Consider the following 25,431-nt stretch of genomic DNA (forward strand, 5'->3'; position numbering starts at 1 on the left):
CCGCCGCCTCATCTGAGCTTCGGGTTGAGAGCGTCGCGCAGCCAATCGCCGAGGAGGTTGATCGACAGGGCGAGAAGAACGAGCGCGAGGGCCGGAAACAGCAATATCCACCATTCGCCCGAAAAAAGATACTGCTGCCCGAACCGGATCAGCGTGCCGAGCGACGGCTGCGTCGCGGGCACGCCCACCCCGAGATAGGACAGGGTCGCCTCCTCGATGATGGCGAGCGCGAGGTTGATCGTGGCGATGACGAGCACGGGCCCGGCCACGTTGGGCAGGAGGTGCTTGAGCATCACGGGCAGCGGCGAGATGCCGAGCAGCCGCGCCGCCTGGACGTAGTCCTTGTTCTTCTCCACGAGCGTCGAGGCGCGCACGGTGCGGGCGTACTGGGCCCAGTTGGAGAGGCCGATGGCGATGATGAGCACCACGACCGCCATCTCCTCGTGCCGGTGCGGCGGGATGAGGCCGCGGGCGACGCCGAAGACGAGGAGCGCGATGAGGATCGCGGGAAAGGAGAGCTGGATGTCCGCGATGCGCATGATGAGCGCCTCGATCCGCCCGCCCACATAGCCCGCTAGAAGCCCGAGGCCGACGCCGAGCACGAGCGAGAACGCCACCGAGGCGACCCCCACGACGAGGGAGAGGCGCGAGCCGAACAGGATCGCCGAGAGGATGTCGCGCCCCTGCGCGTCGGCGCCCAGCACGAAGAGGCCCTGCGAGCCCAGGCCCTGCTCCAGCGGCTTGGTGTAGCCGTCCATGAGGTTGAGGGCGGCGGGATCGAAGGCGTTCTGCGGCGCGAGCAGGCCCGCGAGGAGGGCAGCCAGCGTCATGAGCGCCGCGACCGTGCCGGCCAGGATCGCCATGGGCGAGGTGCGGAAGGAATAGAACAGGTCCGAGTCGAGGAAGCGGGCGAGGCGGCCCTTGGGCGGGGCTGCGGGCGCGGGGACCGGGGCGTGCATGGAACGGTCCCTCCTAGCGGGCCGGCGCGGCCGACGCCGAGCGCAGGCGCGGGTCGAGCATGAGATAGACGAGATCGGTGAGCAGGTTCACCACCACGAAGACGAGGCCCACGAACATGAGGTAGGCCGCCATCACGGGCACGTCGACCACCTGCACGGACTGGACGAAGAGGGCGCCGAGGCCCGGCCAGTTGAACACGGTCTCGGTCACGATGGCGAAGGCGATGACGGAGCCGAGCTGCAGGCCCGTGATGGTGACCACGGGCACCATCGTGTTGCGGAGCGCGTGCCGGAAATGGATCACCCGGTCGGGGATGCCGCGCGCCCGGGCGAAGCGCACGTATTCGGTGCGCATCACCTCCAGCATCTCGGAGCGAACGAGGCGCATGATGAGGGTGAGCTGGAAGAAGGCGAGGGTGACCACCGGCATGACGAGGGACTTGCGCCCGGATTCCGTGAGAAGCCCCGTGGTCCACCAGCCGAGGCGCACCACGTCGCCGCGCCCGAAGCTCGGCAGCCAGCGCAGCTCGACGGAGAAGATGTAGATGAGCCCGATGCCGATGAGGAAGGTGGGCAGGCTCACCCCCACGAGCGAGGCCGACATGATGACGTTGGCGAGCAGGCCGTTGCGCCGGATCGCGGTGTAGACGCCGAGCGTCAGGCCGACCACGAGGGCGAGGAGGGCGGACAGCAGGGCAAGCTCGATGGTGGCGGGCAGGCGCTCCCCGAGCAGCGCCGCCACGGGGCGGCCCTGGCGGTAGGACAGGCCGAGATCGCCCTGCGCCGCGTTGGCGAGGAAGCGGGCGAACTGCACGGGCATGGGATCGTCGAGGCCCAGCGCCCGCGACAGCTCCTGGCGGTCCTTCAACGTGGCGTCCTGGCCCACGATGCTCGCGATGGGGTCGCCGACGAAGCGGAACATCGAGAAGGCGATGAACGCCACGGCGAGCATGACGAGCGCCGCCTGGACGAGGCTTCTGAGGAGATAGGCGATCATCGCTGTGAACTTGAAAAGAGGGTCCGTCGGGGCGGCGCGTCGCCTCTCCCTGCGGGCAGGGAGAGGGCCGAGGCCCCCTTCATGGGGGGCTGAGGCGAGGGCGGCAGCCCGAGGGTGAGGGGGCTTCGACCGAAACGCTCGACCGTCCAGGCTCCCTCACCCTCGCTCACCGATGTTCGCTTGCCCCGGCTGCCGTTCCGCAGCCGTGGCCCTCTCCCCGCACCGGGGGGAGAGGGGGAGAGGCACCGCCTTTACGAGCGGCGGCTCTCGATGAAGCGCACCTTGGGGGTGTTCTCCACGTCGACCGGGATGTCGAAGTCGCTGCGCATGCCGTAGGCAATGAACTGGTTGTGGATCGGGGCGTAGACGTTGCTCGCCTGCACCTGCTTCCAGATCTCCGCGATGGTGGCGTTGCGCTTGGCGAGGTCCACCTCCGAGTTCAGGCTGTCGATCTTCTTGTCGAGCTCGGGGTCCGAGAAGCCCGTGCCGTTCCAGGTGCCGGCGGAGGACGTCTTCGTGCGGTAGAGGTCGTTGAAGACGTAGTGGCTGTCGAAGGTCGGGATGCCCCAGCCCAGGAGATAGAAGTCGTACTCGCCGCGCTGGATGGCGGGGAAGTGGACGCGCAGCGACTGCGCGACGAGGGTCGCCTTGATGCCGATCTGGCCCAGCATGCCCACCACCGCCTGGCAGATGCCCTCGTCGTTGACGTAGCGGTCGTTGGTGCAGTGGAGCGTGGTCGAGAAGCCGTTGGGATAGCCCGCGTCGGCGATCATCTTGCGGGCGGCCGCCACGTCGTATTTCGGCGGGGTGTCGAGCTCCTTGGTGTAGCCGTTCACGAGGGGCGAGGCGATCATGCCGGCGGGTTGCGACTGGCCGCGCATCACCACCCGCTGGATCGCGTCGCGGTTGATCGCGCCGTTGACGGCCTGGCGCACGCGCACGTCCGCGAAGGGATTCTTGCCCTTCACGTCGGAGGAGCGCAGCTCCGGCACGCCGACATTCATGCCGAGGAAGATCGGCCGGTTCTCGGGCCCCGTGTTGACGCGGACCCCTTGCGCCGTGCGCAGGCGCTCGATGTCCTGAGGCGGCAGGTCCTGCACCCAGTCGACCTCGCCCGACAGGAGAGCCGCCACGCGGGTCGCCGCCTCGGGGATCGGGCGGTAGACGATCTCGGTGATGTCGTTCTGGACGGCGTCGCGGCCCCAATAGTTCTCGAACCGGCGCATCACGGTGCGCTGGTCGGGCTCGCGGGAGACGAGCTGGAAGGGGCCCGTGCCCATGGCGTTGCGGGTGGCGAAGTTCTCGGTCTTGGACTTGAGGTCCTGGACCTGGGTCGCGTTGTTCTGCTCCGACCACTCCTTGTCCATGATGAACATGTTGGTCAGGTTGTTGACGAGAAGCGCGTTGGGGCCCTTCGTCTTGATGCGCACCGTGAGGTCGTCCACCTTCGTGACGTCCTCGACGGAGACCAGCAGCGACTTCATGTCGGCGGCGGGCTGCATGGCGCGCTTCAACGAGAACACCACGTCGTCCGCCGTGAAGGCGTTGCCGTTGTGGAATTTCACGTTCGGGCGCAGCTTGAACTCCCACGTCGAGGGATCGTCCGGCAGGACGCGCCACTCGGTGGCGAGCGCCCCCTGGAGCTTGCCGTCGAAGGCGCGCAGGACGAGGGGCTCGTAGATGTTGTGCCCCATCACGTGGTTGGGGCCCGTGTTGCCCGAATGCGGATCGAGCGTCGTGGCGTCCTGGGAGCGCGCCCAGCGCAGGGTGCGGGCCTCGACCGAGACGGCCGTAAGGAAGGTGGCGCCCGCGAGCAGGGCTGCCAGGGCGAAACGTTTCGTCGACATCGTCCTCTCCTGATGCGGCGGGCTTTCCCCTTATGTTCCCGTCCGCGGCGACACCATAATGGCCTCTCGCGCCTTTGTCAGTGGGATTACGGATGCACCCTGGCCATTGTGGCGGCAGGGGCTGCGCGCCCGGGCGTCATCCTGCCCCAGGGGCGACGGGCGAACCCGGCGGCGGGTGCGCCGTTGGAGGGGCATGAGCACGCCCCCGACAACCGACGCCTTGAGCGTCGCGGATGCCCGCCGCCGCGAGATGGCCGTGGAGCATATCCTCTTCAACTCGCTGCGCTTCATCGTGCGCCAGCACCCGGAGCTCCCCGACGAGCTCGAGCGCAGCCTCGACCACCTCTGGGACCACGCCGACGACGGCACCCGGGACGACGAGGCGCTGCGCGAGATCGCGCGCAAGTTCCTGAAAAGCCTGCGGGCGGAGAGCTGAGCGGGCTTTTCGCGAACCGGCGGACGGGGCGCGCACCCGCACCCTGTCATCCCCGGCCGGAGCCCGTCAGGGCGGAGGGGAAGGGGATCCAGCGCGATAATGCTGCCGCGTAGCGGCTCGTCTTGGCCCGCGAAGGGCCCTGGACGGGCAAAGAGCGTCGCTTCGCGACGAGAGTGACGCTGGATCCCCTTACCCTCCAGAACCCTGCGGCTGCTTCCGGCCGGGGAGGACAGGTCGTGATCGCGTGCGCCTCCCAGAGCCTCGCGGCGGGGCTCAGCGCAGGCGCGGGTTGAGCGCGTCGCGCAGCCAGTCGCCCACGAGATTGATCGCGAGCACCAGGAGCGCGAGCGCGATCCCTGGGAAGGCGACGATCCACCACTCGCCGGAGAACAGGTAGTTGTTGCCGATCCGGATCAGGGTGCCGAGCGAGGGCATCGTGTCGGGCATGCCGGAACCCAGGAACGACAGGGTCGCCTCGGTGATGATGGCGAGCGCCAGGTTGATCGTGGCGATGACGAGGACCGGGCCGAGCACGTTGGGCAGGACGTGGCGCGCCATGATCACGGGAGCGGGCAGGCCGATGAGCCGGGCCGCCGCCACGTAGTCCTTGTTCTTCTCCACGAGCACCGAGCCGCGCACGGTGCGGGCGTACTGGACCCAGAAGCTCAGCCCGATGGAGAAGACGAGCACCGACAGGGTGGTGGCAGGATCGAGATGGCCGCCGAGCACCGATTTCGCGACGCCGTCGACGAGGAGCGCGATGAGGATCGCCGGGAAGGTGAGCTGCACGTCGGCGATGCGCATGATGAGCGTGTCGGTCACCCCGCCGAGATAGCCCGCGAGTAGGCCCAGCGTGATCCCGAGCGTCGCGGCGAAGGCCACGCCCATGAATCCGACGAGGAGCGAGATGCGCAGCCCGTAGAGGATCGCCGAGAGCATGTCCCGGCCCTGGTCGTCGGTGCCGAGCATGAAGGGGCGCTGCCCTTCCGCGTCCCAGATCGGGGGCAGGCGCGAGTTGATCAGCTCCAGCTCCGCCGGGTTGAACGGATCCTGGGGGGAGACCAGGCCCGCCAGCAGAGCGGCGGCGAAGAACAGGATCGTGACGGCCGCCGCCGCCATGGTGAGCTTCGAGCGGGTGAAGCTCGCCCAGACGTCGCTGTCGAGGGCGCGGGCGAGGAAGCCGGGGGGCTTTGCGGCAAGCGTGGTGGTGCGGGCGTCGGCCATGGCGCTCTCAAACGGGCTGGCGCAGGGTCGAGCGCAGGCGCGGGTCGACCACCGTGTAGAGGATGTCGACGATCAGGTTGATCGTCACGAAGATCGCGGCGACGAGAAGCAGGTAGGCCGCCATGATCGGGATGTCGACGTTCTGCACCGCCTGGACGAAGAGCAGGCCCATGCCGGGCCACTGGAACACGGTCTCGGTGATGATCGCGAAGGCGATGATGGCGCCGAGCTGGAGCCCCGCGATGGTGATCACCGGCACGAGGGTGTTCTTGAGCGCATGGCCGAAATGGATCGCCCGGGTCTTGAGGCCGCGGGCGCGGGCGAAGCGGATGTAGTCGGAGCGCAGGACCTCGAGCATCTCGGCCCGTACGAGGCGCATGATGAGCGTCATCTGGAACAGGCCGAGCGTGATGGAGGGCATGATCAGGGCCTTGAGCCCCGACAGCGTGAAGAGCCCCGAGGTCCACCAGCCGAGCCGCACCGTGTCGCCGCGCCCGTAGGACGGCAGGAGGCCGAGGGTCACGGAGAAGAGATAGATGAGCAGGATGCCGATGAGGAAGGTCGGCAACGAGATGCCCACGAGCGAGACGGCCTGGAAGAGCTTGGAGAGAAGCGAGTCGCGCCTGAGGGCCGAGTAGACGCCCATGAGGATGCCGAAGGTCAGGGCGAAGACCGTGGCGCAGAAGGCAAGCTCCAGGGTCGCGGGCATGCGGTCGATGAGGAGCTGGGCCACAGGCTGGCGGAACTGGTAGGAGATCCCGAAATTGCCCTGCGCGGCCCGCAGGAAGTAGCGGCCGAACTGCACGGGCACGGGGTCGTCGAGGCCCAGCGACCGGCGCACCTCCTCGCGCTCGGCGGCCGGGGTGTCGATCGAGACGATCTGGTTCACGGGGTCGCCGGCGAAGCGGAACATCGCGAAGGCGATGATCCCCACCGCGAGAAGGACGCCCAGCGCCTGCAGGGCGCGCCGGATGGTGAAAGCGAGCATGGCGGTCTCTCGGGCGGCGTCGGCGTTCTTGAAAAGCGGCATGGCCGGGCGAAGGCCCGGCCATGCGCGAGATGGGTGAGGCGGCGGGAGGACCCGCCGCCGATGCAAGCCTTACTCCTTACGAGCCCAGTAGAACAGGATCTCGTTGTCGGCGCGCTGCGGGATCGAGAACTTCTTCGACACGCCCCAGGCCAGCGCCTGCTGGTGCAGCGGGATGTAGCCGAAGTCCTCGTTGCCGATCTTGAAGGCCTCGGCGATCATCCCCGTGCGCTTGCTCGCGTCCGCCTCGACGAGGATCTTGTCGGTGAGCTCGTCGAGCTTCTTGTTGCAATAGCCGCCGAGGTTCGACTCGCCGCGGGTCGATTGCGGGTTATCGCGGCAGCCCATGATGTCGTAGAGCACGTTGTGGGGGTCGCCCGTGCCCGGCGTCCAGCCCAGCAGGTAGAACGAGGTCTGGTAGCCGCCGGCCTTCAGCACCTTGGCGAAGTACTGCGCCTTGGGCTCGAAGATCGGGTTGATCTTAATGCCGACGCGGGCGAGCATGCCCACCGCCGCCTGGCAGATCTCGCCGTCGTTGACGTAGCGGTCGGTCGGGCAGTTCATGCCCACCTCGAAGCCGTTCGGGTAGCCGGCCTCGGCGAGAAGCTTCTTGGCGCCGTCCGGATCGTATTTCGGACGGGTGAACTCCTTCGAGAGCGGGAAGAACTCCGGCGCGATCATCAGGGCCGAGGGCGTCGCGAGGTTGCGCATGACGCGGCTCTTGATCGTCTCGATGTCGATCGCCTTGTAGAACGCCTCGCGGACGCGCTTGTCCTTGAAGGGGTTCTTGCCCTTGACGTTCGAGCTCAGGAGCTCGTCGCGAACCTGGTCGAAGCTGAGGAAGATCGTGCGGACCTCGGGACCCGTGAGCGTGCGGGCGTTGGGGCTCGCGTTGATGCGGGCGATGTCCTGGATCGGAACCGGCTCGATGATGTCGACCTCGCCCGAGAGCAGCGCGGCGACGCGGGTGGCGTCGTTGCCGATCGGGGTGAAGATCACCTCGGTGATGTTGTGCTCCTTCTTGGCGTCGTTCCACCAGGTGGGGTTCGCCTTGAAGACGGTGCGCACGCCCGGCTGGTGGGACTCGATGCGGAAGGGGCCGGTGCCGTTGGTGTTGAGCGCCGCGTGGCCCGGGGTCTGGGCCGAGGCGGGGGTCGGCGCGGTGGCGTTGTTCTGCTCCGCCCACTCCTTGTCCATGATGTACCAGGTGTCCCACTGGTAGTGCATGATCGGGTTGGGGGTGGGGAGGGTCACCTCGACCGTGTAGTCGTCGACCTTGGTGAACTTGGCGTCCTTCGGCACGCGGGTGAGGAAGTTCGACCCCTGGGCGCGCACCCGGTCGGCGGAGAACAGCACGTCGTCGGCGGTGAAGTCGTTGCCGTTGTGGAACTTCACGCCCTTGCGCAGATAGAACATCCAGCGCTTGCCGCCCTCGAGCATCTCCCAGCGCTCGGCGAGGCCGGGGCCGATGGCGAGGTCCTTGCCGCGGGAGGTCAGGCCCTCGTAGACGTTGCCGAGATGGGCGTTCGTCGTGGTCTCGTTCAGCGTGTAGGGGTCGAGGGACTTGAGGTCGCCCTGGTTGGCGTAGCGGACCGTGGCGGCGCCGGCCCCGAGGGCCGTGGCCGACAGGAACGCCGCGGCGGTGGCCGCGAGCAGAAGGGATCGCTTGAGCATTCGGTCGTTCTCCGCTGGAAGGCCCCGCGATTGGCTCGCGGGTGATTTGTTGCGGGAGACCGCGATCTTGGACGCCAAAAACGCCGCTTCCCCCTCAGGCCGCGTACCATAAAAAGCCCGCAGCCCGCGGTCCAGCGGCATTTCCGGCCTCGGTTTACGCCATTGCGCGGGCGTGAGCCCCCGCCCTGGCCGATTTTGGGAAAGCCGCGCCGCGCAATGGGTTGACCCGGGGCGCGCGGCCCGGTTTGCTCTGCGGCTTCCACCCGCGCCCGGGCCGTCGTCCGCGCGGCGGCCTGAAGAGGACCTGTCATGCCCGTCATCAACCGCGTCGCCGCCATGGCCGACGAGATCGCCACGTGGCGCCGCGACTTCCACGAGAACCCCGAGCTCCTGTTCGACGTGCATCGCACGGCGGGGATCGTCGCCGAGAAGCTGAAGGAGTTCGGCTGCGACGAGGTGGTGACCGGCATCGGCCGCACCGGGGTCGTGGGCGTGATCAAGGGCCGCGACACCGGGTCCGGCCGGGTGATCGGGCTTCGCGCCGACATGGACGCCCTGCCGATCGAGGAGGCGACCGACGTCGCCTACAAGTCGAAGGTGCCCGGCAAGATGCACGCCTGCGGCCATGACGGCCACACGGCCATGCTCATGGGCGCCGCGAAGTACCTCGCCGAGACCCGCAACTTCGACGGCACGGCGATCATGATCTTCCAGCCGGCGGAGGAGGGCGGCGGGGGCGGCGACGCCATGTGCCGGGACGGGCTCATGGAGCGCTTCGGCATCCAGGAGGTCTACGGCCTCCACAACATGCCCGGCATCCCGGTCGGCGCCTTCGCGATCCGCCCCGGCCCGATGATGGCGGCGGCCGACCGCTTCGTCATCGAGATCGAGGGCAAGGGCGGCCACGCGGCCCGCCCGCACGACTGCGTCGACACGGTGCTGGTGGCGGCCCACGTGATCACCGCCCTGCAATCCATCGTGGCGCGCAACGTCGACCCGCTGGAATCCGCCGTGATCTCCACCTGCTGCGTCAAGGCGGGCGAGACCTTCAACGTCATCCCGCAGACCGCCACCCTGCTCGGCACCGTGCGCACCCTCACGGAGGCCGTGCGCGACCTGTGCGAGGAGCGCATCCGTGCGGTCGTGACGGCGACCTGCGCGGCCTTCGGCGCCACGGCGCGCATCGACTACAACCGCGGCTATCCGGTGACCTTCAACCACCCGGACCAGACCGCGTTCATGGCGCGGGTCGCGGGCGAGGTGGCGGGCGCGGGCGGCGTCGACACCACGGTCGCGCCGCTCATGGGCTCGGAGGACTTCTCCTTCATGCTCAACGCGCGGCCGGGCGCCTACATCTTCCTCGGCAACGGCGACACGGCGGGCGTCCACCACCCGGCCTACGACTTCAACGACGAGACCGCCCCCTACGGCGCCTCGCTGTGGGCCAAGATCATCGAGACCGGCATGCCGGCGCGCTAGCAATTACCTCTCCCCGCGTGCGGGGNNGAGGCGAGGGCGGCAGCCCGACGGTGAGGGGGCGGGGACGGAAGAGCTCAGTCCTGAAACTCCCCCTCACCCCCGCTCACATGCGTTCGCTCGCCTCGCCCCCGGCAAGGGGGGGCGAAGCCCTCTCCCCGCCCGCGGGGAGAGGAGACGGCTCAGGTCTCCGGCACCGCGCCCCAAGGGCCGGCGGTCAGCGTGGGCTCGGCCGCAGACGCCGCGATCAGCGGCCGGCGCCCGCCCGCATGCAGCACCAGGGCCTCGATCCGGTCCTCGATCGAGGGATGGCTGGAGAACAGGTCGACGAAGCCCGAGTTCGGGTTGTCGACGCACATGTCCATGATCCCGGAGGGCACGCCCTCCAGCTCGCCCCGGCCCTGGATCTTCAGGAGCGCCGAGATCAGCGCGTCCGGGTTCTTGGTCAGCTCGACGGCGCCAGCGTCGGCGAGGAACTCGCGGGAGCGCGAGAGCGAGAAGCGGATCACCTGGGACAGGAACCAGGCCACCGCGATGACGAGGATGGCCAGCAGGATCGCCGGCAGCGCGCCCCCGCCGCCCCGCTTGCGATCGGAGCCCTCGGACCTCGACGATCCGCCTGAGACGCGCATGTCGCGCCCGCCGCGGAAGATCATCTCGCCCACGAAGGAGATGATGCCCGTGACGATCACCGCCACCACCATGAGGCGGACGTCCTCGTTGCGGATGTGGGTGAGCTCGTGGGCGAGCACCGTCTCCAGCTCGCGCGCGTCGAGCGCCGCGACGATGCCGCGGGTGAGGGTGATCGTATAATGGCGTTCGTCGAGGCCGCTGGCGAAGGCGTTGAGGGCGTCCGACTTGATGATCCGCAAGGCGGGCACGCTCATCCCGCGGGAGATGCAGAGGTTCTCAAGCAGCGCGTAGAGAGCGGGATCGTCGGCGCGCTCCACCGGGCGGGCGCCCGTCACCGCGTCGATGATCCATTGATGCGCCTTGTAGGCGACGAAAACCCATAGGGCCGTGAGCGCCGTGGCGGCGGGCGCGGCCCAGAGGAGGTCGCGCGACGCGGCGGCGACGTGGCCCGTGAAGGTGTCCACGGTCCCGAACCAGCCCAGGCCCCGCAGGAGGAGGGCCACGCCGAAGACGAGCCCATAGACCAGGAGGCCGAGCCCCACCACGAGAAGCGCCGACTTGCGGCGATTCGCGTGGATGTGGGTGTAGAGGCCGAAGACGGGAGACATGCGGCCCTCGCGGGATGCCGGGGCGGGCGCGTCAGAACTTCACCGACGGGGCCACGTCGAGGCGCGCGCGCTCGCCCTCGCCCACGTCGAAGAACTCGCGGGGCGAGAAGCCCATGGAGCGGGAGAACAGGAGCGCGGGGAAGGACTGGATCGCCGCGTTGTACTCCGCGACCGCGTTGTTGAAGAAGCGGCGGGCGGCGGCAAGCTTTTCCTCCACGGCGGAGAGCTCGGCCTGAAGCTCCTGGAAGTTGGCGCTGGCCTTGAGGTCCGGATAGGCCTCGGAGAGCGCGAGCAGGCGCCCGACGGCGCCGTTGAGGGCGGCCTCGGCCCCGGCCTGCTGCGCCGGCCCCTGCGCAGTCAGGGCCGCGTTGCGGGCCTGGACCACGGCGTCGAGGGTGCCGCGCTCGTGGGCCGCGTAGCCCTTCACGGTCTCGACGAGGTTGGGGATGAGGTCGTGGCGCTGCTTGAGCTGGACGTCCACGTCCGCGAAGGCCTGGGACGCCCGGGCGCGCAGGGCGACGAGGCCGTTATAGGTCGAGACGGCGTAGAGGACGAGAACCGCCGCAACGCCCAAGGCCACCCATTCCATCGCCGCCCACCTCATATCCCCGTCCGGCCCGCAGTTCCGCGCGACCGGTCCGGTCCATTGTGTGGCCGCTTGTCGTTGAGATCGGGTGAATCGGCCGTGCGCGGACGCACGCCGGGGCTGTCGGACGGGTCATAAGTGCAGGTGTGCGCTTGCGCTCGTGGGTGCGCGTTCAGATCTCCAGGACCGTGTAGGGCTTGCCCGTGGGCTTCTCGATGTGGCGGGCGACGTTGTAGACGGGCGCGCCGCCGGGCGTACGGCCCTCGTAGCGGCCCCGGTGAGCGTGGCCGTGGACGATGGCGCTCACCTTGAAGCGGTCGATGGTCTCGGCAAGCCGCGACGAGCCGAGGAAGGGGAAGATCTCCGGCGGCTCGCCCTCGATGGTCTCGGGGATCGGGGCATAGTGGAGCACCACGAGCACCCGGCCCTGCCGCACCGAGCGCATGGCGTTCTCGAGCCGCATGGCCTCGGTCATCGCCTCCTGGACGAAGCCCTTGATGGCGGGCTCGCCGAAGGCGCCGAGCATGCGCCGGCCGAAGCCGCCGCCAAAACCCTTGACCCCGACGAAGCCCACGCCGCCGATCTCGCACGACGTCCCGTCGAGGAGCCGCACGCCCGCGGCGCGCAGGATCCGGCTCACCTCTTCGACGCAGCCGCATTCGTAATCGTGGTTGCCGAGCACCGCGACGACCGGGATGGAGCAGGCCCTGAGGTCCTCGGCCAGGATCTCCGCCTCGCGGGGCTTGCCGAGATCCGTGAGATCGCCCGCGAGCACCAGCACGTCGGCCTCCCGCGAGATCTCGCCGAACAGCTCGCGATAGGGAGCCGCGTGGTCCTCCTTGACGTGGATGTCGCCGATGCAGGCCACCCGCAACGTCCCGTTCGCCTCACCCTCGGCCATGTCTCCTCCTGCGCCGCGGCCCTCGATCAGGCGTGCAACGCGGGCGGGCGGTGCGGGTTCGCCCCGATCGGGGTGGAAGGCGGGGCGGCTCCCGGATTATGGTCCGGCTCCCGTCCCCGTCAGGTCATCGGCATGCCCCGGATCACGCTCGGCCTCGTGGCGCACGACGACAAGAAGGCCGACATGGCGGCCTTCGCCGCCACGCATGCCGCGATCCTGGGCGCGCTCGCCCTCGTGGCGACGGGCACCACGGGCGCCCGCATCATGGAGCGCTGCCCCGGGCTCCAGGTCACGCGCCTGAAGAGCGGGCCCCTCGGCGGCGACCAGCAGCTCGGCGCCATGATCGCGGAGGGGCGCCTCGACGCCCTGATCTTCTTCATCGACCCGCTCTCGCCGCATCCCCACGACGTCGACGTGAAGGCGCTCACCCGCCTCGCCGTCGTCTACGACATCCCCATGGCGCTGAACCGCGCCACGGCGGAGCGGCTGATCCGCTCGCTGGCCGGCTGAGCCGGAGCGCCGCCCTGTCCTGGACGCGTTGCGATCTCCGGAGGTAGCCGCTGGCGCGGCTTACCCCACCCCTGCCCCTCCCCTGAGGGGAGGGAGGTGGTGCCGCCTGGGTGTGCTGGCGAGGTTCAGGCATTCGCGAGCCGAGGCACCCTCTCTCCCCTCAGGGGAGAGTGTCGGCTGAAAGCCGACGAGTGGGGTACCGCGCGACAGCGCGGGCGGCTTTACGCTCAACTCAGGCGTGAGGCTGGACCCACTGCGGAGCACCCGGAAATCGGCGTCCGCGCTCGATCAGACTATCAGCTGCCCTCACGTCCCCCGCGGCTTCGCGCGGCGGGTCGGCGGGGCGGTGACCGGGTCCTCGGGCCAGGGGTGCTTCGGGTATTGCCCGCGCATGTCGGCGCGCACGGCCGCCCAGGAGCCGCGCCAGAAGCCCGGCAGGTCGCGGGTGATCTGGATGGGGCGGTGGGCGGGCGAGAGCAGGTGCAGGAGGAGCGGCACCCGGCCGCCCGCGATGGTGGGGTGGCGGTCGAGGCCGAACAGCTCCTGGACCCGGATCGCGAGAACGGGCTCGTCGCCCGCGCCGTAATCGATGGGAATGCGCGAGTCGGTCGGCGCCTCGAAATGGGTGGGCGCCTCCGCGTCGAGGCGGCGCTGCAGCGGCCAGGGGAGGAGCGCGCGCACGGCGTCGTTCAGGAGATCGGCCGGGATGTCCGACAAGGACGCCTTGCCGACGAGGTGGGGACCGAGCCAGTCCTCGATCGATCCGGCAAGCCCCTCGTCGGAGAGGTCGGGCCAGTCCTCCCCTTCCGCGCGTCGCAGGAAGATCACCCGCTCGCGCCATTGCGCCAGCGCCTTGGACCAGGGCAGCCGTCCGACCCCGAGCCCCGCGAGGCCCCGGGCGAGAACGCGGGCGGCCTCCTCGGTGGCTGGCACGGGGAGCGGGCGCTCCTCGAAAGCGATCGCCCCGAGCCGGCGCACCCGGCGCGCCCTCAAGGCGCCCGCGGCGCGGTCGAAGGCGAGCTCGTCGCCGGCGGCGATGCGGTCGGCGAGCGCCGTCTCGATCTCCGGCAGCGTGATGGGCGCCGCCGCGAGGATGCGCGCGGAGGCCGCGCCGCCCGCGATCTCGGCCACCGCGAGATAGGGCTCGCGGGCCAGCCGGTCATGCGCCTCCACGGCGCCGCCGCGCCCGTTCGCCATCACGAACTCCCCCGTCTTGCCCCGCGCCTTGGCGATGCGGTCCGGATAGGCGAGGGCCAGCAGGGCGCCTGGCCCCTCAGGCCCTCCGTCCGACGAGCTCGGGGCGCCCTCCGCCGCCTTCGCCCATCCGGCCGCCATGCGGCGCATGTCCTCGGCCCGGCGGGAGCGGTCGCGGCGGAAGCGGTCGAGGCGGTCGACGAGATCGGCGCCGTCTCCGCCCAACCCCCGCTCGACGAGGAGCCCCGCGAGCTCGGCCGCCTCGGCCGCGCGTCCCCGGTCCGCCGCCGTCACCACCATGCGGGCCAGGCGCGGCGGCAGCGGCAGGGCGCGAAGGCGCCGGCCCGTCGCCGTGATGCGCCCGTCGCCGTCGAGGGCGCCGATCTCGGCGAGAAGCGCGCGGGCCTCCTTGAGGGCGGGGGCGGGCGGGGGATCGAGGAAGGGCAGGGTGCCTGGATCCGACACGCCCCAGGCCGCGCAATCGAGAAGAAGGGGGCTCAGGTCGGCGGCAAGGATCTCGGGGCGCTGATAGGGCTCCATCGCGCCCGTGGCCGCCTCCTCCCACAGGCGGTAGCAGACGCCGGCTTGCGTTCGCCCCGCGCGGCCGCGCCGCTGATCGGCGGAGGCGCGCGACACCCGCACCGTCTCGAGGCGCGTGAGGCCGATATCGGGCTCGTAGACGGGCACCCGGGCGAGGCCTGAATCGATCACCACCCGCACGCCCTCGATGGTAAGCGAGGTCTCGGCGATGGAGGTGGCGAGCACCACCTTGCGGCGACCGGGCTTAGCTGGCTGCACGGCGAGGTCCTGCTCGCCCCGCTCCAGGGCGCCGTAGAGGGGTGCGAGGTCCACGCTCGGGTCCGTGATGCGCTCGGCGAGCAGCGCGGCGACGCGGCGGATCTCGCCCTGGCCGGGGAGGAAGACGAGGATGGAGCCGGGCTCGGCCTTGAGCGCCCGCAGCACCGCGTCGCAAATTCCGTCCTCGATGCGCCGGTTCGGGTCGCGGCCGAGATACCGGGTCTCGACGGGAAAGGCGCGGCCCTGGCTCTCCACCACGGGCGCGCCGCCGAGCAGCGCCGCCACGCGGGCGCCGTCGAGGGTGGCGGACATGGGCAGGATGCGCAGATCCTCGCGCAGGGCGCCTTGCGCGTCGAGGGCCAGCGCGAGGCCGAGATCCGCGTCGAGGGAGCGCTCGTGGTACTCGTCGAAGAGGACCGCGGCGATGCCGGCGAGCTCTGGATCGTCGAGGATCATGCGGGCGAACACGCCCTCCGTCACCACCTCGATGCGGGTGCGCCGGGAGACCTTCGAGCCGAGCCGCACCCGGATCCCCACCGTGCCGCCCACCTCCTCGCCGAGCGTGCGCGCCATGCGGTCGGCCGCCGCGCGGGCGGCGAGCCGCCGGGGCTCCAGGACGATGATCTTGCCCCCCGCCGCCCAGGGCTCGTCGAGGAGGACGAGAGGGACGCGGGTGGTCTTGCCGGCGCCGGGCGGCGCGACGAGGACGGCACGAGGGGAGGCGCGTAGGGCCGCCGTGAGGGCGGGGAGCGCGTCGTCGATGGGGAGAGGCTGGTCGAAGGGCATGGCGGGCCGCGTCCCCCTCCCCCTTGCGGGGGGGGGTTAGGGGTGGGGGTCGGAAAGTCGGAGCTGGGGATCGGGAGGGGCGCACGCGGGCCCGTACAGCCCATTCTGGACCGGCAGCGGTTGGCGTCCCGACCCCCACCCCCGGCCCCTCCCCACAAGGGGGAGGGGGGTTACCCCCCGAACACCGTGTTGAGCTGCGCCCCCACGCGCACGAAGGTGGTGCGCTTGGGGACCTCCTTGAGCTTCGTCGCGCCGATATAGGTCATCATCGAGCGCACGCCGCCGGTGATCTCCTGCATCGTGGCGTCCACGGGGCCGCGATAGGGCACCTCGACGGTCTTGCCCTCGGAGGCGCGGTACTTGGCGACGCCGCCGGAATATTTGTTCATCGCCGTGTCCGAGGACATGCCGTAGAACACCATGGAGACGGGCACGCGCTCGCCGCCGCGCTCCTCGTGGCGGATTTCGCCCTCGCACTCGTCGTGGCCCGCCAGCATGCCGCCGAGCATCACGAAATCCGCGCCGCCGCCATAGGCCTTGGCGATGTCGCCGGGCACCGTGCAGCCGCCGTCGGCGCAGACCTGGCCCTTGAGGCCGTGCGCCGCGTCGGCGCATTCGATGACGGCCGAGAGCTGCGGATAGCCGACCCCGGTCATCTTGCGGGTGGTGCACACGGAGCCCGGGCCGATGCCCACCTTGACGATGTCGGCGCCCGCGAGCAGCAGGGCTTCCGTCATGTCGCCGGTCACCACGTTGCCGGCCATGATCACCGAATCCGGGTTCTGCTCGCGGGCCTGCGCCACCATCTCGACGAAGCGCTCGGTATAGCCGTTGGCCACGTCGAGGCAGATGAAGGGCACCGCGACCTGGCGCTTCACGAGGGCGAACTTCTCCCAATCGGCCTCGTTGGTGCCGATCGTGTAGAACGTGTTCCGGGCCCCCTCGCCCTCGCGGAAGAACGCGATGAGATCCTCGGGCGGGTAGTACTTGTGCAGCGCCACCATGGCGCCGAAGCCGGCGAGCGCGCGTGCCATGGGGATCGTGCCCGTCACGTCCATGTTGGCGGCGATGAGCGGGAAGCCCGTCCAGGTCCGGCCCGTGTGCAGGAAGCGGAAGGTGTGGTTGATGTCGACCTCCGAGCGCGACGAGAGCGTCGAGCGCTTGGGCCGGATCAGCACGTCCTTGAAGTCGAGCTTCGGTTCGTTCTCGATACGCATGGGATCACCTTGCAGGAAGCGGGCCGACGGATCGGCCCGGCAGCGCGCAGCCTCGGGAGCGAGTCAGGCAGGCGCGGTCAGCAGACGGGCAAGCCAGGGGCCCGCATCGGGCCGGTCCGCGCAATCGAGGACGAAGTCCTGCCCCTGGCAGACATTGCGCAATATAAGCCCGTCGGGTCCCGCTTGCCAGCGCCGCGGATCGGCATGGTAGGTGAGCGGCGCGCCCCGCTCCGGCGAGAACCAGTCCGGCACCCGCCATAGGCTGCGGGTGGGGGCGCCCGGCGCCGTGAGGACGAGGGCCTCGCGAAACCCCTCCACCTCGCCGGCCCCCGGCAGCCCGGTGTCGCCGACGCCCGGCAGGACGAGGCGGTCGGAGGCCACGAAGATCACGTTGCGGGGGTCGTCGGGCGGGAAATGCGGGTGCGGATGGTCGTGGAGCCAGGGTCTCTCGCGTAGCAGCGCCTCGCGGCCCACGCGGGCGACGGGCACGATCTCGCCGACCTGGAGCCAGCCGAACACCACATGGAGATCGGGCGCGCCCTTGAGATGGCGCCAGCGCCCGTCCATCCGGGCAGCCTCCCTGAACCAGCCGTAGAACAGGAACACGTCGCCGGAGGCGATCCCTTGGCTTGCAAGATGCGTCGCGGTCGCTCCCGTCTGGCCATAGGCCGGGCGCCAGCCGGGCGCGCGGGGCAGGGCGGAGGGGTCGAGATCGGGATCGAGATGGGCGCTCGCGTCCGCCCTGATCCGCCCCCGGGTCAAATCCTCCACCACCGGACCCAGCCCGCCCGCCCTGGCGATGGCGCCGTAGGGGACACGCCCGCCGGCGCCGGGGATGGGCAGCGAGACGAGGCGGCGATCGGGGAGGATGGGGGAGGCGACGCCGCCCGCGGCGGAATCGAAGCCCTTGCGGGAGAGGACGAGCCTCATCGGGCCGAGAAACCCTCTCCCGGACCGGCCGGGAGAGGGGATGTCGCGAGCCGCCTCAGGCCTGCACGCCTTCGACGTACCAGTCCATCTTGTTGAGCTCCTCGTCGGTCAAGGTCTTGCCGGCGGGAACGCGCTCGACGCCCTTGTTGTCCTTGATGGGACCCATGAAGGGGTGGGACTTGCCGCTGATGATGTCGGCCTTGACCTGCTCGGCGGCGGCGCGCGCCGCGTCGGTGACGCCGGGTCCGTAGGGCGCGATCTTCACCATGCCCTCCTTCATGCCGTACCAGACGGAGTGCGTCTTCCAGGAGCCGTCCAGCGCCGCCTGGGCGCGCGAGACGTAGTAGTCGGCCCAGTCGTCCACGATGGCGGTGAGCTGGGCCTTCGGGGCGAAGGCCTTCATGTCGTTGGCCTGGCCGAAGCCGAAGGCGCCGCGGGCCTCGGCCTGCTGCAGGGGCGCGGGGCTGTCGGTGTGCTGGGACAGGACGTCGGCGCGCTGATCGAGGAGCGCCTTGGCGGCGTCCGCCTCCTTGCCCGGGTCGTACCAGGAGTTCACCCACACCACGCGGGTGGTGAAGTTCGGGTTCACCTTGCGGGCGGCGAGCGTGAAGGCGTTGATGCCCATCACCACCTCCGGGATCGGCACCGAGCCGACATAGCCCGCGATGCCGCTCTTCGAGACGTGGCCCGCGATGGTGCCGATGACGGCGCGGCCCTCGTAGAAGCGGGCGTTGTAGGTCGCGAGATTGGGCGCGCTCTTGTAGCCCGTCGCGTGCTCGAACTTCAGGTTCGGGAACTGGCGCGCCACGCGCTCCGTCGGGTTCATGAAGCCGAAGGAGGTGGTGAAGATCAGCCCGTTGCCCGAGGTGGCGAGCTGGCGGATCACGCGCTCGGCGTCGGGGCCCTCGGCCACGTTCTCGACGAAGGTGGTCTTCACCTTGGCCCCGAGCGTCTGCTCCAGGTGCTTGCGGCCGACGTCGTGGGTGAAGGACCAGCCGTGGTCGCCCACGGGGCCGACATAGATGAAGCCGACGCCGAGCGGCCCCTGGGCCTGCGCCAGGGCGCCGTTGACGCCGAGCGACAGCCCGGCGCCGATGCCGGCCGTCCCGGCCAGGAAGCCGCGTCGGGTGATGATGTTGGCCATAGTCGATCGTTCCCTTCTGGTGGTTGTTGCGTCAGGCCGCGGGCCTGAACGGTTTGCCCAGGCATGCTGGCGCATCGAGCCGCCGGCGCCAAGGCCCGGCGGAGATGATCACGAGGACGAGGATCGTTGCAAGATAGGGTAGCATCGAGAAGATCTGCGACGGCACCGGGAGCCAGCCCGCCCCTTGGGCATAGAGCTGGAGGATGGTGATGCCGCCGAACAGGTAGGCGCCCACCAGCGCCCGGCCCGGCCGCCAGGCGGCGAAGACCACGATGGCGAGCGCGATCCAGCCGCGGCCCGCGGTCATCTCCTGCACCCAGAGGGGCGTGTAGGCGAGGGAGAGATAGGCGCCCGCAAGCCCGCTCATCACCCCGCCGAACAGAACGGCGCCGTAGCGGATGCGGATCACGGGATAGCCGATGGCGTGGGCCGACACGTCCGATTGCCCCACCGCCCGCAGGACGAGCCCGATCCGCGTCCGGTTGAGGACGAAGGCCACGACCCCCGTCATCACGAGCGAGAGATAGACGAGGAGATCCTGCCCGAACAGGAGGCGGCCCACGACGGGCAGGTCGGACAGGCCCGGCACCGCGAGGCGGGGCAGCGGCGGAAGCGGCTTGCCCACGAAGCCCGCCCCGATGAGCGAGCTCACGCCGATGCCGAAGATCGTCAGCGCCAGCCCCGTCGCGACCTGGTTCGCCACGAGGGTGAGGGTGAGCACCCCGAAGACGAGGGCGAGGCCGGCGCCCGCGAGCGCGGCGGCGAGCACGCCGAGCCCCCACTGGCCCGTGGTCAGGGTCACGGCGAAGCCCACCACGGCGCCCATGAGCATCATGCCCTCGACGCCGAGATTGAGCACGCCCGCGCGCTCCGTGACGAGCTCGCCGAGCGCCGCGAGGAGCAGGGGCGTCGAGGCGGTGATCACCGTGAGGAACACGGCGACGAGGACGTCGGGGTTCATGGGGCGGCCCTTGCCGGCCTGGCGAGCCGGATCCGGTAACGGACGAGGAAATCGGAGGCGAGCAGCACGAAGAGGAGGAGCCCCTGGAACACCCCCGTGGCGGCCCGGGGCAGGTTCACCGCGACCTGAGCGTTCTCGCCGCCGATATAGGACAGGGCCATGAGGAGGGCGGCGAGCAGGATCCCCACCGGATGGAGGCGGCCGAGGAAGGCCACGATGATCGCCGTGAAGCCGTAGCCGGGGCTGATGCTCGGCACGAGCTGGCCGATCGGCCCCGCCACCTCGAAGACGCCCGCGAGCCCCGCGAGCCCGCCGCCCGCGAGAAGCGTGAGCCACACGATCCGGGGGGCGCTGAAGCCCGCATAGCGCGCCGCCGCCGGCGCCTCGCCCACCACCCGGATCTGGAAGCCGACGATGGTGCGGGCCAGCACGAGCCAGGCGCCGAGCACGACCGCGAGCCCCACCAACGCCCCCGCGTTGAGCCGCGTGCCGTTGACGAGCATCGGCAGGTTGGCGGAGGGGGCGAACATCGCGGACTGGGGGAAGCCGTAGCCCGTCGGGTCCTTCAAGGGGCCATGGACGAGGAGGGCGAGCAGGAGGCCCGCCACGTAGGTGAGCATGAGGGAGGTGAGGATCTCGCTCACGTCGAAGCGCACCTTGAGGAAGGCGGGGATCGCGGCCCAAGCCATCCCGCCCGCGACCCCGGCGAGCGCCATCAGCGGCAGGACCCAGGGCGCGTCGACATCGATGAGCTCCAGCGCCGTCATGCCGCCCGCAATGGCGCCGAGGGTGAGCTGGCCCTCCGCGCCGATGTTCCAGACATTGGCCCGGAAGCCCGCCGCGAGCCCGACGCCGATCATCGCGAGCGGCGTGGCCTTGAGGACGAGCTCGGCGAGGCCGTTCACCGTGGTGAGGGGCGAGACGAAGAAGTGGTAGAGCGTCGCGCCCGGCGCGTAGCCGAGAGCCGCGAAGAGGAGCGCCCCGAGCACCACCGTGACCGCCACGGCGAGGACGGGGGTGAGGTAGAACAGGGAGGCCGGCGGCGCCCGCCTGGGCTCGATCCTAAACGCCATGCGCCGCCTCCGCGGGCGCGGGATCGACCCCGTGCACGCCGCCCATGAGCAGGCCGATCTCCTCGACGCTCATGGCGTCGGTGGGCCGGGGCGGCGAGAGCACGCCGCCATTGATGACGGCGAGGCGGTCGCTCAGCATGAGGAGCTCGTCGAGGTCCTGCGAGATCACGAGGATCGCGGCGCCCTCGCCCGCCAGCCGGATCAGGGCCGCGTGGATCGCGGCGGCCGCGCCCGCGTCCACGCCCCAGGTGGGCTGCGACACCACGAGGACGCCCGGACCCTGGAGGATCTCCCGGCCGACCACGAATTTCTGCAGGTTGCCTCCCGACAGGCTTGAGGCCGCGGCGTCCACGCCGGGCGTGCGCACGTCGAAGGCGCTCACGATCTCGGCCGCGAAGGCGCGCGCCTTGCGCAGGCGGATGAGCCCGCCGCCGACCAGGCCGCGCCGGTGATGCGCGCTCAGGATCCCGTTCTCCACGAGGGTGAAGCCCGGCACGGCGCCGTGGCCGTTGCGCTCCTCGGGCACGCAGCACAGGCCCGCCGCGCGGCGCTCGTCGGGGCCGAGCCGGCCGGCGGGGCGCCCGTCGATGCGGATGGCCTCGGGTCGTGCCGCGGGCCGCTCGCCCGCGAGCGCCTGCTCGAGCTCGCCCTGGCCGTTGCCGGCGACGCCCGCGATGCCGACGATCTCACCCGCCCGCACCTCGAAGCCGATCCCCTTCAGCGCGACCCCGTGCGGATCGCTGGCCGGCAGGTCGAGGCCTTCGACGACGAGGCGGGGCGCGCCGACGACGGCACCTGAGCGGCGCGCCACCGTGCGCAGCTCCGCACCGATCATCATCTGCGCCATGCTCCCCGCGGTCTCGCGCCGGGGGTCGCAGGCCGCGACCACCTTGCCCCCGCGCAGGATCGTGGCGCGCTCGCACAGCGCCGTGATCTCCTGGAGCTTGTGGCTGATGTAGAGGATCGAGCAGCCCTCGCCCGCGAGCCGCCGCAGCGTGGCGAACAGGCGCTCCACCTCCTGCGGGGTGAGCACCGAGGTGGGCTCGTCCATGATGAGGAGGCGCGGCTTCTGGAGGAGCGCGCGCACGATCTCGATGCGCTGGCGCTCCCCCACCGACAGGGTGTGGACGTCGCGGGCCGGGTCGAGGGGCAGGCCGTAATCCGCCGCCACATCCCGGATCTCGGCCGCGAGCCGGTTGCGCGGCGGCGGGTCGTCGAGGCCGAGCGCCACGTTCTCGACCACGCTCATCGCCTCGAAGAGCGAGAAGTGCTGGAACACCATGCCGATCCCGAGCCGGCGCGCCGCGCGCGGGTCGGGGATGGTGACGGGGCGGCCCTGCCACAGGATCTCGCCCTCGTCGGGCTGGAGCACCCCGTCGATGATCTTCACGAGCGTGGACTTGCCCGCGCCGTTCTCCCCGATGAGCCCATGGATCTCGCCCTGGCGCACGTCGAGGCTCACGGCGTCGTTGGCGACGACGCCGGGAAAGCGCTTGACGATGCCGCGCAGGGACAGACGGGGTGCGGGGGCGGACTCGCCCAGGTCCATGCCGCTCCTCGGACGGTGGGAACACAACGAGGCGCCACTCTGCCCCTAAACCGGCCCGCTTGTCATGGTCCGCGTGGACGCGGGGCTGTGGATGGGCGTTTTCGGGCGCGTTCCGCGGCGATGCGCACGCCCTCCTCCCTTGGGTGAGGGGAGGCGACGAGCTGGAACGCGGCTTGCCGGGTCCCGTGGGCAGGATTACACCCGGGCGCATGACAATGCGCATCGCCTCCCTCCATCGCTATCCCGTCAAGGGCCTCTCGCCCGAGCGCCTGGGCGCCGCCGATCTCGTGGCGGGGGCCTACTTCCCGGGCGACCGGCTGTTCGCGATCGAGAACGGCCCGTCGGGCTTCGATCCCGAGGCGCCGGCCTTCCAGCCGAAGTTCAAGTTCCTGATGCTCATGAAGAACGGGTCGCTCGCCCGGCTGAGCACCCGCTACCTCGACGAGACCACGACCCTCGTCGTCGAGGAGGGCGGGCGCGAGGCGGCGCGAGGCGATCTCTCGACGCCCGAGGGGCGCGCCGCGATCGAGGCGTTCTTCCGGGGCTACGCGGCCCGGGAGCTTCGCGGGGAGCCGCGCGTGCTCGCGGCGCCGGAGGGCTTCCGCTTCACCGATTCCACCAAGGGCCACCTGTCCATCATCAATCTTGCGAGCGTGGCGGCTTTGGAGGACATGTTCGGCGCGCCGGTGGACCCGCTGCGGTTTCGCGGCAACGTGCATGTGGAAGGCCTGGAGCCTTGGGCCGAGCTCGATCTCGTGGGACGCACGATCGAGGGGCCGGGCGGCGTGCGGCTCGAGGTGGTCAAGCGCATCCAGCGCTGCGCCGCGACCGATGTGGATCCCGCCACGGGCCTGCGCGATCTTGCGATCCCGCCTACCCTCATGCGCCGCTTCGGCCACATGGATTGCGGCATCTATTGCAAGGTGCTCCAGGGCGGGCGCATCGCCGAGGGCGCGCATCTCGCGGTGGAGCCGGCGGCGCAGCCCGCCCTGCCGTTCTGATCGCCCAACGGGGCGCTCGGCCCGTACCCGCAAGATGGTAGAATTTTCAACGGCTCAGGTCGAACCCTGAACGGCCTGCGGCATTTTAACCTGGGTGAATCTCGGGGGAGATGAGCCCGTTGACCGATGCCGTTTCAATCTACGTTGCCGCGTTGCAGCGCGCCGTCGAGCAGCTCACCCAGGGTCGGGAGCCGGCCGAGATCGAAGCCGCGGCCGATCTCCTGAAGGAGCTCGATCCCAGCCACCCGGCGATCCCCGCCCTCTACGAGCGGGTGCGGGAACGGCGCGAGCGCACCTACCTCCATTAGAGCGGATCCAGCCATGCCCCATCGTTTCCAGGTTGGCCAGACGGTCATCCCGACCGTCTATATCCGTGAGTTCGACGCGGTGTACGAGGTGGTGCGCCTCATGCCCGAGGACGTGACGGGGGAGCCCCAGTACCGGCTCAAGAACGTCCGCACGGGGATCGAGCTCGTCTCCCGCGAGGCCGAGATGAGGGCTTGCGCCCCCGAAGCCGCGCCGCTCGGCCGCCACTGAGGCCCGGGCTCTCGGCCCGTCCCCCGGCATCCGCTCAAGAAAAAAGGAGGGCTCTCGCCCTCCTTTCTCATGCCATCGCGGTCCGGACCGTTCACTCGGCGAGCGTCGGATCCCGGGTCTCGGCCCCGGCGTCCGGGGCGTCGCCCGTCCGGGGGCGGGCCCGCTTGCGGCGGGGACGCGCGACGATCTCGGCGTTCTCGGCATCGGCGGGCGCCGCCTCCGGTGCCTCGGCGGCCGGAGCCGGACGCGGAACCGGGTTCGTCAGGAAGGCGGGCAGGCCCGCACCGGCCTCGTCGGCGGGCTCGGGGCGACGCTCGCGACGCGGCTCGCGCTCGCGGCGGGGCTCACGCTCCTCGCGGCGCGGGGCCGGAGCCTCGCCTTCCGCGGCGATCTCGACCCGCTCGGGCCGGGGCTCGCGCGGCTGACCGTCACGGGGCTGGCCGTCCCGGGGCGCGTAGTCCCGGTCGCCGCCCCGGAACCGCTCGCGGCGGTCCGGGCGCTCGCCCCGCTCGGGGCGGTCCTGACGATCCTGGCGCTCCGGCCGGTCCCCACGCTCGGGACGATCCTGACGCTCGGGACGATCTCCCCGGTCCCCGCGCTCGGGACGGTCGGATCGATCCTGGCGGTCGGGCCGGTCCCCGCGCTCGGGACGGTCGGCGCGCGGGCCGCGGTCGAAGCGTTCGTTGCGGTCCGGACGGTCGCCGCGCGGGGCGCGGTCGAAGCGCTCGCGCCGGCCGTCCTCGCCATTGCCGTTGCCGCGGGGCTCGTAGTTCCCCATGAAGGGCTGCGGCTGGGAGCCGAAATCCATGTCGTCGGCGGGGGCGCCGATGGGGCCGGTCCGCTCGGGCGTGCCGTAGCCGACGGGGAAGCCGTTGTCCTCCTCGCCGTCGTCCTCGTCGTCGAAGGGCCGCTGGAACGTGGTGCCGTATTGCTGGCGCAGCTGTTCCTGGGCGGTGAGGATGATGCGGATATAGTGCTCGGCGTGCTGGAGATAGGCCTCCGCCGCCACCGGATCACCGCTCGACTGCGCGTCCCGGGCGAGCTGCGAATACTTCTCGACGATGTGCTGCGCCGTGCCACGCACCTTCACGTCGGGGCCATTCGACTCGTAGGCCCGGGTGAGCGGATTGGGACCCTTGCTGCCGCGATTGCGGCCGCGCATACGCCTGTTCTGTCCTGGTCTCACGTTAACTCGACCCTCGCTGGATGTCTGTTCATGTGCGAGCGGGCTTCGTCGGACGGGGGTTCGTACCCCACCGTCCGCGTGGATCTCCGTCGTCCTGTCGTCGGGCATGCGCGGATGGGCGCAGGCCTTGAGGTTCAGTGCCGGGTTCCGTTCCGCCGCCGGAAAGCTATGCCCCGA

General features: G+C 70.6%; 23 protein-coding genes. 6 read left to right on the forward strand and 17 right to left on the reverse strand.

The features are described from left to right. Nucleotides 1–8 precede the first annotated feature (8 nt). The 3 genes from F0L46_RS22140 to F0L46_RS22150 form a co-directional block, all read right to left on the reverse strand. Nucleotides 9–959: an ABC transporter permease gene (locus F0L46_RS22140; protein ID WP_149821667.1), complete on the reverse strand. Its 951-nt coding sequence runs from the start codon at nucleotides 957–959 to the stop codon at nucleotides 9–11. A gap of 13 nt (nucleotides 960–972) precedes the next feature. Next, nucleotides 973–1,956 (reverse strand): ABC transporter permease, encoded by a 984-nt coding sequence (locus tag F0L46_RS22145; protein ID WP_149821669.1) that lies wholly within the window; start codon nucleotides 1,954–1,956, stop codon nucleotides 973–975. Nucleotides 1,957–2,207: 251 nt separating this feature from the next. Next, on the reverse strand, nucleotides 2,208–3,803 hold the full coding sequence (locus F0L46_RS22150; RefSeq protein WP_149821672.1) for an ABC transporter substrate-binding protein: 1,596 nt from the start codon (nucleotides 3,801–3,803) through the stop codon (nucleotides 2,208–2,210). Between the two features lie 193 nt (nucleotides 3,804–3,996). On the opposite strand from F0L46_RS22150, the gene F0L46_RS22155 reads away from it, so the two are divergent. Further along, nucleotides 3,997–4,239 carry a hypothetical protein gene (locus F0L46_RS22155; RefSeq protein ID WP_240540103.1) on the forward strand — a complete coding sequence of 81 codons (243 nt, stop codon included), beginning with the start codon at nucleotides 3,997–3,999 and terminating at the stop codon, nucleotides 4,237–4,239. 273 nt (nucleotides 4,240–4,512) lie between these two features. Here the strand turns inward: F0L46_RS22155 and F0L46_RS22160 are convergent, their stop codons facing one another. The 3 genes from F0L46_RS22160 to F0L46_RS22170 all read right to left on the reverse strand — a co-directional run bounded on the left by F0L46_RS22160 (nucleotide 4,513) and on the right by F0L46_RS22170 (nucleotide 8,164). Beyond that, nucleotides 4,513–5,463, reverse strand: coding sequence for an ABC transporter permease (locus F0L46_RS22160; RefSeq protein ID WP_149821674.1), 951 nt, complete (start codon nucleotides 5,461–5,463; stop codon nucleotides 4,513–4,515). A gap of 7 nt (nucleotides 5,464–5,470) precedes the next feature. Continuing rightward, a complete protein-coding gene (locus tag F0L46_RS22165) occupies nucleotides 5,471–6,451 on the reverse strand; it encodes an ABC transporter permease (RefSeq protein WP_149821676.1) in 981 nt (326 codons plus the stop codon). Nucleotides 6,452–6,562: 111 nt separating this feature from the next. Then, nucleotides 6,563–8,164 carry an ABC transporter substrate-binding protein gene (locus F0L46_RS22170; RefSeq protein WP_149821678.1) on the reverse strand — a complete coding sequence of 534 codons (1,602 nt, stop codon included), beginning with the start codon at nucleotides 8,162–8,164 and terminating at the stop codon, nucleotides 6,563–6,565. A 309-nt stretch (nucleotides 8,165–8,473) separates the two neighbouring features. Here F0L46_RS22170 and F0L46_RS22175 point away from each other — a divergent pair, with 309 nt between their 5' ends. After that, nucleotides 8,474–9,643, forward strand: a complete 1,170-nt coding sequence (locus F0L46_RS22175) for a M20 aminoacylase family protein (protein WP_149821680.1) — start codon at nucleotides 8,474–8,476, stop codon at nucleotides 9,641–9,643. Nucleotides 9,644–9,822: 179 nt separating this feature from the next. Here the strand turns inward: F0L46_RS22175 and F0L46_RS22180 are convergent, their stop codons facing one another. The 3 genes from F0L46_RS22180 to F0L46_RS22190 all read right to left on the reverse strand — a co-directional run bounded on the left by F0L46_RS22180 (nucleotide 9,823) and on the right by F0L46_RS22190 (nucleotide 12,368). Continuing rightward, nucleotides 9,823–10,881 (reverse strand): M48 family metallopeptidase, encoded by a 1,059-nt coding sequence (locus tag F0L46_RS22180; RefSeq protein ID WP_149821682.1) that lies wholly within the window; start codon nucleotides 10,879–10,881, stop codon nucleotides 9,823–9,825. A 31-nt stretch (nucleotides 10,882–10,912) separates the two neighbouring features. Further along, on the reverse strand, nucleotides 10,913–11,485 hold the full coding sequence (locus F0L46_RS22185) for a LemA family protein (RefSeq protein WP_240540104.1): 573 nt from the start codon (nucleotides 11,483–11,485) through the stop codon (nucleotides 10,913–10,915). Between the two features lie 154 nt (nucleotides 11,486–11,639). After that, complete coding sequence (locus F0L46_RS22190) at nucleotides 11,640–12,368, reverse strand: metallophosphoesterase family protein (protein WP_149821684.1); 729 nt, start codon at nucleotides 12,366–12,368, stop codon at nucleotides 11,640–11,642. A 132-nt stretch (nucleotides 12,369–12,500) separates the two neighbouring features. Here F0L46_RS22190 and F0L46_RS22195 point away from each other — a divergent pair, with 132 nt between their 5' ends. Continuing rightward, nucleotides 12,501–12,878, forward strand: coding sequence for a methylglyoxal synthase (locus F0L46_RS22195; RefSeq protein WP_149821686.1), 378 nt, complete (start codon nucleotides 12,501–12,503; stop codon nucleotides 12,876–12,878). A gap of 306 nt (nucleotides 12,879–13,184) precedes the next feature. Here the strand turns inward: F0L46_RS22195 and hrpB are convergent, their stop codons facing one another. From hrpB to F0L46_RS22230, 7 genes are all read right to left on the reverse strand, one after another. After that, nucleotides 13,185–15,656, reverse strand: coding sequence for an ATP-dependent helicase HrpB (hrpB, locus tag F0L46_RS22200; protein ID WP_149821688.1), 2,472 nt, complete (start codon nucleotides 15,654–15,656; stop codon nucleotides 13,185–13,187). A 170-nt stretch (nucleotides 15,657–15,826) separates the two neighbouring features. Beyond that, nucleotides 15,827–16,873 carry a GMP reductase gene (locus F0L46_RS22205; protein WP_149821690.1) on the reverse strand — a complete coding sequence of 349 codons (1,047 nt, stop codon included), beginning with the start codon at nucleotides 16,871–16,873 and terminating at the stop codon, nucleotides 15,827–15,829. Nucleotides 16,874–16,936: 63 nt separating this feature from the next. Further along, on the reverse strand, nucleotides 16,937–17,803 hold the full coding sequence (locus F0L46_RS22210) for an Nmad3 family putative nucleotide modification protein (RefSeq protein ID WP_149821692.1): 867 nt from the start codon (nucleotides 17,801–17,803) through the stop codon (nucleotides 16,937–16,939). A 55-nt stretch (nucleotides 17,804–17,858) separates the two neighbouring features. After that, the gene (locus F0L46_RS22215; protein ID WP_149821694.1) at nucleotides 17,859–18,947 is read right to left on the reverse strand and encodes a BMP family ABC transporter substrate-binding protein; all 1,089 of its coding nucleotides are present in this window, start codon (nucleotides 18,945–18,947) and stop codon (nucleotides 17,859–17,861) included. 31 nt (nucleotides 18,948–18,978) lie between these two features. Next, nucleotides 18,979–19,908 carry an ABC transporter permease gene (locus tag F0L46_RS22220; protein ID WP_149821696.1) on the reverse strand — a complete coding sequence of 310 codons (930 nt, stop codon included), beginning with the start codon at nucleotides 19,906–19,908 and terminating at the stop codon, nucleotides 18,979–18,981. Further along, nucleotides 19,905–20,981, reverse strand: coding sequence for an ABC transporter permease (locus tag F0L46_RS22225; protein ID WP_149821698.1), 1,077 nt, complete (start codon nucleotides 20,979–20,981; stop codon nucleotides 19,905–19,907). The genes F0L46_RS22220 and F0L46_RS22225 overlap by 4 nt, the downstream gene beginning before the upstream one ends. After that, nucleotides 20,971–22,530: an ABC transporter ATP-binding protein gene (locus F0L46_RS22230; RefSeq protein ID WP_149821700.1), complete on the reverse strand. Its 1,560-nt coding sequence runs from the start codon at nucleotides 22,528–22,530 to the stop codon at nucleotides 20,971–20,973. Before F0L46_RS22230 ends, F0L46_RS22225 begins: the two co-directional genes overlap by 11 nt. 209 nt (nucleotides 22,531–22,739) lie before the next feature. Here F0L46_RS22230 and F0L46_RS22235 point away from each other — a divergent pair, with 209 nt between their 5' ends. The 3 genes from F0L46_RS22235 to F0L46_RS22245 all read left to right on the forward strand — a co-directional run bounded on the left by F0L46_RS22235 (nucleotide 22,740) and on the right by F0L46_RS22245 (nucleotide 24,068). Continuing rightward, nucleotides 22,740–23,531: an MOSC domain-containing protein gene (locus F0L46_RS22235; RefSeq protein WP_240540105.1), complete on the forward strand. Its 792-nt coding sequence runs from the start codon at nucleotides 22,740–22,742 to the stop codon at nucleotides 23,529–23,531. A gap of 119 nt (nucleotides 23,532–23,650) precedes the next feature. Next, entirely contained in the window at nucleotides 23,651–23,839 is a 189-nt protein-coding gene (locus F0L46_RS22240) for a hypothetical protein (RefSeq protein ID WP_149821702.1), read from the forward strand. A gap of 13 nt (nucleotides 23,840–23,852) precedes the next feature. Then, nucleotides 23,853–24,068 carry a hypothetical protein gene (locus F0L46_RS22245; RefSeq protein WP_149821704.1) on the forward strand — a complete coding sequence of 72 codons (216 nt, stop codon included), beginning with the start codon at nucleotides 23,853–23,855 and terminating at the stop codon, nucleotides 24,066–24,068. Nucleotides 24,069–24,159: 91 nt separating this feature from the next. On the opposite strand, the gene F0L46_RS22250 is transcribed toward F0L46_RS22245, so the two are convergent. Continuing rightward, nucleotides 24,160–25,230 (reverse strand): DUF4167 domain-containing protein, encoded by a 1,071-nt coding sequence (locus F0L46_RS22250; protein ID WP_149821706.1) that lies wholly within the window; start codon nucleotides 25,228–25,230, stop codon nucleotides 24,160–24,162. Nucleotides 25,231–25,431: the final 201 nt, after the last annotated feature.

The sequence above is a fragment of the Salinarimonas soli genome, assembly GCF_008386575.1.
GTDB classification, from domain to species: domain Bacteria; phylum Pseudomonadota; class Alphaproteobacteria; order Rhizobiales; family Beijerinckiaceae; genus Salinarimonas_A; species Salinarimonas_A soli.

Bases quoted from the DNA above. Each gene is read 5' to 3' on its own strand.
- F0L46_RS22140 (WP_149821667.1), bottom strand. From the start codon at position 959: ATGCACGCCCCGGTCCCCGCGCCCGCAGCCCCGCCCAAGGGCCGCCTC.
- F0L46_RS22145 (WP_149821669.1), bottom strand. From the start codon at position 1,956: ATGATCGCCTATCTCCTCAGAAGCCTCGTCCAGGCGGCGCTCGTCATG.
- F0L46_RS22150 (WP_149821672.1), bottom strand. From the start codon at position 3,803: ATGTCGACGAAACGTTTCGCCCTGGCAGCCCTGCTCGCGGGCGCCACC.
- F0L46_RS22155 (WP_240540103.1), top strand. From the start codon at position 3,997: ATGAGCACGCCCCCGACAACCGACGCCTTGAGCGTCGCGGATGCCCGC.
- F0L46_RS22160 (WP_149821674.1), bottom strand. From the start codon at position 5,463: ATGGCCGACGCCCGCACCACCACGCTTGCCGCAAAGCCCCCCGGCTTC.
- F0L46_RS22165 (WP_149821676.1), bottom strand. From the start codon at position 6,451: ATGCTCGCTTTCACCATCCGGCGCGCCCTGCAGGCGCTGGGCGTCCTT.
- F0L46_RS22170 (WP_149821678.1), bottom strand. From the start codon at position 8,164: ATGCTCAAGCGATCCCTTCTGCTCGCGGCCACCGCCGCGGCGTTCCTG.
- F0L46_RS22175 (WP_149821680.1), top strand. From the start codon at position 8,474: ATGCCCGTCATCAACCGCGTCGCCGCCATGGCCGACGAGATCGCCACG.
- F0L46_RS22180 (WP_149821682.1), bottom strand. From the start codon at position 10,881: ATGTCTCCCGTCTTCGGCCTCTACACCCACATCCACGCGAATCGCCGC.
- F0L46_RS22185 (WP_240540104.1), bottom strand. From the start codon at position 11,485: ATGAGGTGGGCGGCGATGGAATGGGTGGCCTTGGGCGTTGCGGCGGTT.
- F0L46_RS22190 (WP_149821684.1), bottom strand. From the start codon at position 12,368: ATGGCCGAGGGTGAGGCGAACGGGACGTTGCGGGTGGCCTGCATCGGC.
- F0L46_RS22195 (WP_149821686.1), top strand. From the start codon at position 12,501: ATGCCCCGGATCACGCTCGGCCTCGTGGCGCACGACGACAAGAAGGCC.
- hrpB (WP_149821688.1), bottom strand. From the start codon at position 15,656: ATGCCCTTCGACCAGCCTCTCCCCATCGACGACGCGCTCCCCGCCCTC.
- F0L46_RS22205 (WP_149821690.1), bottom strand. From the start codon at position 16,873: ATGCGTATCGAGAACGAACCGAAGCTCGACTTCAAGGACGTGCTGATC.
- F0L46_RS22210 (WP_149821692.1), bottom strand. From the start codon at position 17,803: ATGAGGCTCGTCCTCTCCCGCAAGGGCTTCGATTCCGCCGCGGGCGGC.
- F0L46_RS22215 (WP_149821694.1), bottom strand. From the start codon at position 18,947: ATGGCCAACATCATCACCCGACGCGGCTTCCTGGCCGGGACGGCCGGC.
- F0L46_RS22220 (WP_149821696.1), bottom strand. From the start codon at position 19,908: ATGAACCCCGACGTCCTCGTCGCCGTGTTCCTCACGGTGATCACCGCC.
- F0L46_RS22225 (WP_149821698.1), bottom strand. From the start codon at position 20,981: ATGGCGTTTAGGATCGAGCCCAGGCGGGCGCCGCCGGCCTCCCTGTTC.
- F0L46_RS22230 (WP_149821700.1), bottom strand. From the start codon at position 22,530: ATGGACCTGGGCGAGTCCGCCCCCGCACCCCGTCTGTCCCTGCGCGGC.
- F0L46_RS22235 (WP_240540105.1), top strand. From the start codon at position 22,740: ATGACAATGCGCATCGCCTCCCTCCATCGCTATCCCGTCAAGGGCCTC.
- F0L46_RS22245 (WP_149821704.1), top strand. From the start codon at position 23,853: ATGCCCCATCGTTTCCAGGTTGGCCAGACGGTCATCCCGACCGTCTAT.
- F0L46_RS22250 (WP_149821706.1), bottom strand. From the start codon at position 25,230: ATGCGCGGCCGCAATCGCGGCAGCAAGGGTCCCAATCCGCTCACCCGG.